Source organism: Streptomyces prasinopilosus, assembly GCF_001419695.1.
Classification (GTDB): Bacteria; Actinomycetota; Actinomycetes; order Streptomycetales; family Streptomycetaceae; genus Streptomyces; species Streptomyces prasinopilosus.
Map to the genome: position 1 here is coordinate 1 of NZ_LIRG01000374.1, position 4816 is coordinate 4816.

Below are 4816 nucleotides of genomic sequence, written 5' to 3' on the forward strand. Positions count from 1 at the left end.
GCCAGACCGAGGCCGTGCGGGTCCTCGAGGGGTTCGCGGCGGGTCTCGGCGGGCCCGCGGCCGGCGGTTCCGGCAGGCGCCGGCTGTTCGGCTTCGGCAAGGCGGCGAAGCCCGCCCCGGCCGGTCCCCGCGGCGTCTACCTCGACGGCGGGTACGGCGTCGGCAAGACCCACCTGCTGGCCTCCCTCTGGCACGCCGCCCCGGCCGAGCCCGCGCTGAAGGCGTTCGGCACCTTCGTGGAGCTGACCAACCTGGTCGGCGCCCTCGGCTTCCAGCAGACGGTGAAGACCCTCTCCGGCCACCGGCTCCTGTGCATCGACGAGTTCGAACTGGACGACCCCGGCGACACCGTGCTCGTCTCCACCCTGCTCGGCAAGCTGGTCGAGGCGGGTGTCGCGCTCGCCGCCACCTCCAACACGCTGCCGGGCAGGCTCGGCGAGGGCCGGTTCGCCGCGGCCGACTTCCTGCGCGAGATCCAGGGCCTGTCGGCCCACTTCCGCGCCCTGCGCATCGACGGCGAGGACTACCGCCACCGCGGCCTGCCGAAGGCGCCGCCGCCGTACACCGACGAATTGGTGTCCAAGACGGCGCACGCCACCGAGGGCGCCTCCCTGGACGGCTTCGCGGACCTGCTGGACCACCTCGCGAAGGTGCACCCCAGCCGGTACGGCGCCCTGACCGACGGGCTCGCCGCCGTGTGCCTCACCGGTGTCCGGCCGGTACCGGACCAGTCGACGGCGCTGCGCCTCGTCGTCCTCGCCGACCGGCTCTACGACCGCGAGGTGCCCGTCCTCGCCTCGGGGCTGCCGTTCGACCGGCTGTTCAGCGAGGAGATGCTGGAGGGCGGCTACCGGAAGAAGTACTTCCGGGCCATCTCCCGGCTCACCGCCCTGGCCCGCGACGCGGGCCGGCTCACGGGCACCCCGTAACCGCCCCCTCCCCCGCGGGCCGTGCGACACCCCGTGGCCCCGACCGGGGCAGCGGGCATATCGTGGCAGAAGTGTCCGTAAAGGTGTGAAGCAGACCTCTGACGGGAGGTCGTCATGGTCGAGGAGCTGCTCACCGCGGCCGTCGCCACCGGGGCCGCGGGCGTCGTCTACCTCTCCGCGGCGGCGCGGGTCGTCAAGCAGTACGAACGCGGGGTGGTCTTCCGCCTCGGCCGGCTGTACGGCGAGGTGCGTCAGCCGGGGTTCACGGTGATCGTCCCCTTCGTGGACCGGCTGCACAAGGTCAACCTGCAGATCGTCACGATGCCGGTGCCCGCGCAGGAGGGCATCACCCGGGACAACGTGACGGTGCGGGTCGACGCGGTGGTCTACTTCAAGGTCGTGGACGCGGCGGCGGCGCTCGTGAACGTGGAGGACTACCGGTTCGCCGTCTCCCAGATGGCCCAGACCTCACTGCGTTCGATCATCGGAAAGAGCGATCTCGACGACCTGCTGTCCGACCGCGAGAAGCTGAACCAGGGCCTGGAACTGATGATCGACAGCCCGGCGGTCGGCTGGGGCGTGCAGATCGACCGTGTCGAGATCAAGGACGTCTCGCTGCCCGACACCATGAAGCGGTCCATGGCCCGCCAGGCCGAGGCCGACCGCGAGCGCCGCGCCAGGGTCATCAACGCCGACGCCGAACTCCAGGCCTCCAGGAAACTCGCCGAGGCGGCCCAGCAGATGGCGGACACGCCCTCGGCGCTGCAGCTGCGGCTGCTGCAGACCATCGTGGCCGTGTCCGCCGAGAAGAACTCCACCCTGGTGCTGCCCTTCCCCGTCGAACTGCTGCGCTTCCTGGAACGGGCCGCCCAGCCGCCGGCGGGACGGGAACGCGCCCTCGAGGACCCCGGGCCGCCGGCCGGCCGGGACGGGGGCCCCGCCACGGACGTGGAGGGGGGCGAGGACGGGGGCCGGCCCCCGCGGACCGATCGGCAGGTCCCGGACTTCGGCCGCCTGGCCACGGACCCGGCCGCGGACACGGGCCCCGGCACCGGCTCCGGCCCCGCACCGGCCCAGGTCCCGGCCCCGGCCCCGGCCTCGCCCCCGGACACGTGAGCCGGACACGTGAGGCGGGACCGGCGGCGGACGGGCACGGGACACGTGCTCCGCGCGTGGTTCCCGTGACTCACGGCAGGTGATAGACACGGCGGGACCACGGTTCCTGTCCGCCAGCAGGAAGGTTCCCCCATGTCAGAAACAGGTACGCCGGAAACGGGGTCCGGCACCGGATCCCCGCCCTCGACGCGCCGTCAGATGCTCGCCCGTTCCGGCGCCCTGGGCATCGGCATCGCGTTCTCCGGCGCCCTCTCCGAGCTGTTCACCCCCGCTGCCGCCGCCGCGCAGCAGCTCGGCCACCACGGCTACGGCCCCCTCGTCCCCGACCCCGACGGGCTGCTCGACCTGCCGAAAGGTTTCCGCTACCGGGTGCTGTCGCGCGAGGGCGACGCCCTGCGCTCCGGCGAGGGTCCCGTCCCCTCCAACCATGACGGCATGGCCGCCTTCGCGGGTGGGCAGGGCCGCGTCCACCTGGTCCGCAACCACGAGAACCGCGCCGGCGGCAGGATCCCGGTCCCGGCCGTCGAGGGCCTGACCTACGACCCGGAGGGCAAGGGCGGCTGCACGTCGCTGACCCTGAACTCCCGCGGCCGGGTGCTCTCGGAGCGGGTCGCGATCGCCGGTACGGCCGTCAACTGCGCGGGCGGGCCGACTCCCTGGAACACCTGGCTGACCTGCGAGGAGACCGAGGACAAGGCGGGCACCAACGGCTACGCCAAGGACCACGGCTTCATCTTCGAGGTGGACGGCGCCGATCCGCGCCGTACGGGCGCCGTCCCGCTGACCGCGATGGGCCGCTTCCAGCACGAGGCGGTCGCGGTGGACCCGGGGCGGGGCGTCGTCTACGAGACGGAGGACGCCTTCGAGCGGCCCTTCGGCCTCTTCTACCGGTTCCTGCCGGACAGACCGCTGGGCGGCACCGGTTCGCTACGCGCGGGCGGCCGGCTCCAGGCGATGCGGGTGCCCGGGGTGCCGGACCTGTCCTCGGTCCGGGAGACGGGCGCCCGGTTCGACGGCGTCGAGTGGGTGGACGTACCGGACCCGCTGGCCGTCGAAACGCCCATCCGCTTCCAGGACTTCGGCACCGGCGGCATCACGCACGCGCAGAAGCTGGAGGGCTGCTACTGGGGCGGGCGGTCGGTGTACTTCGTGTCGTCCTTCGCCCGCAGCGCGGAGGGTTCGGCCGGCGACCACTACGGGCAGATCTGGCGCTACGACCCGGACCGGCGCCGGCTGACGCTGGTGATCGTCTTCGGGCCGGACACCGACGTACGGCTCCCCGGCGAGTCGCCGGACAACATCTGCCTCGCCCCCGGCGGCGGCCTGATGGTCTGCGAGGACGGCGGCGGCGCGCAGCACGTCTACGGCGTCACCCGGCACGGCGAGGTGTACGCGCTGGCCCGCAACCGCCAGACGATCGCATCAGCCGCCACCGCGGCGGGCGGAACGCCCGAGGCCCCGGAGTGGGGCGAGTTCGCGGGCGTCTCCTTCTCCCCCGACGGCCGGACGATGTACGTCAACTGCTACGACCCCGGGACGACGTTCGCGGTCACGGGGCCCTGGCGGCGGTGACGGCGCCGGGCCGGGCCGGAGGAGCGGGGCGCCCCTCCGGCCGGCCCGGCGGGCCGTACGCGGCTCAGGCGTCCGCCAGCAGGTCGTCCATCTGCCCGATCGACTGCCGCAGCCCCTCGACCATGCCCATCTCGGCCAGCTGCTCCATCTGCTCCCGGGTGTCGAAGACCGAGCGCAGTTCCATCCTGGTCCCGCCCTCGTGCTCGCCGAGGGTCATCCGCACCGAGGTGGTCGGCATCTCGGGGTTCGGTTCGCCGTCCGGGCCGGAGAAGCCGTCGGTGAACTCGAGGGCGGTGGGCGCGGTGACCGTCGTGATCCGCCACCAGCCGCCGAACTTCTCGCCCTCCGGGCCGGTCATGAAGTACCTGACCTCTCCGCCCGGGGTGAGGTCGTGCTCCTCCACGGTGGCCGGGTAGGCCGGCGGCCCCCACCAGCGCTCCAGCCGCCGCGGGTCGGCCCACAGCTGCCACACCCTCTCGACCGGTGCGGCGAAGTCCGCGATCACGGTGAGGGTCAGCCTCTCGAGGTCCTTGTCCACGTTCGTGACGGTCATCGGTCCTGTCCTTCCGTCGTTTCCCTGGTGCCGGGACCGGCGCCGGGGTCGGTCCCGGGGCCGGTCCCGGGGTCGTCCGCCAGCAGACCGGACATCCGGTCCACGCGCGCCCGCCAGGCCGTCTCCAGCTCGTCGAGGGCCCTGCGGGCCCCGTCCACCGCGTCGGGATCGGTGCGCACGAGCTGTTCCCGGCCACGGCGCCGCTTGGTGACCAGACCGGCCCGCTCCAACACCGTGACGTGTTTCTGCACCGCGGCGAAGCTCATCGGGTACGCCTCGGCCAGACGTGACACGGACAGCTCACCCCGTACGCAGCGGCGGAGTATGTCGCGGCGCGTCGTGTCGGCCAGGGCGTGGAACAGCCGGTCCACGGCCTCGTCGGCCCATCCATCTACAACCATTTGGTTGTACGTTAACCCCGCCCGCCCCGCACCGCAAGACGTGGACGGGAGGACGCCACACCGGGATGCGGCCGTCCGGGTGGCCTCACGGCGCACCCGCCGCACATGCGGAGGAATGCCGCACTATTAGTCATATCTTCATACAATGATCACCTCGGTACACCGAGTGGCAGCCGTCTGCGCCCTCGCCACCGCGCTCGCCGCCTGCGCCGCACCCCACCCCGTGCAGCGACCGCGCCGGCGTC

General features: G+C 73.0%; 5 protein-coding genes. 3 read left to right on the forward strand and 2 right to left on the reverse strand.

Annotated elements, in window-relative coordinates; translation table 11 throughout:
- From zapE to AOK18_RS16625, 3 genes are all read left to right on the forward strand, one after another.
- The coding region (gene zapE / locus AOK18_RS16615; RefSeq protein ID WP_055694880.1) for a cell division protein ZapE at positions 1–929 on the forward strand (929 nt) is incomplete at its 5' end.
- A gap of 114 nt (positions 930–1043) precedes the next feature.
- Positions 1044–2045: a slipin family protein gene (locus AOK18_RS16620; protein WP_079105046.1), complete on the forward strand. Its 1002-nt coding sequence runs from the start codon at positions 1044–1046 to the stop codon at positions 2043–2045.
- 198 nt (positions 2046–2243) lie between these two features.
- Entirely contained in the window at positions 2244–3617 is a 1374-nt protein-coding gene (locus AOK18_RS16625; RefSeq protein ID WP_099048897.1) for an alkaline phosphatase PhoX, read from the forward strand.
- 64 nt (positions 3618–3681) lie between these two features.
- Here AOK18_RS16625 and AOK18_RS16630 read toward each other — a convergent pair whose 3' ends face one another.
- Together AOK18_RS16630 and AOK18_RS16635 are read right to left on the reverse strand one after the other, a co-directional pair.
- On the reverse strand, positions 3682–4170 hold the full coding sequence (locus tag AOK18_RS16630) for an SRPBCC family protein (protein ID WP_055694882.1): 489 nt from the start codon (positions 4168–4170) through the stop codon (positions 3682–3684).
- Positions 4167–4571: an ArsR/SmtB family transcription factor gene (locus AOK18_RS16635; RefSeq protein ID WP_055694883.1), complete on the reverse strand. Its 405-nt coding sequence runs from the start codon at positions 4569–4571 to the stop codon at positions 4167–4169. Before AOK18_RS16635 ends, AOK18_RS16630 begins: the two co-directional genes overlap by 4 nt.
- Between the last annotated feature and the right edge of the window lie 245 nt (positions 4572–4816).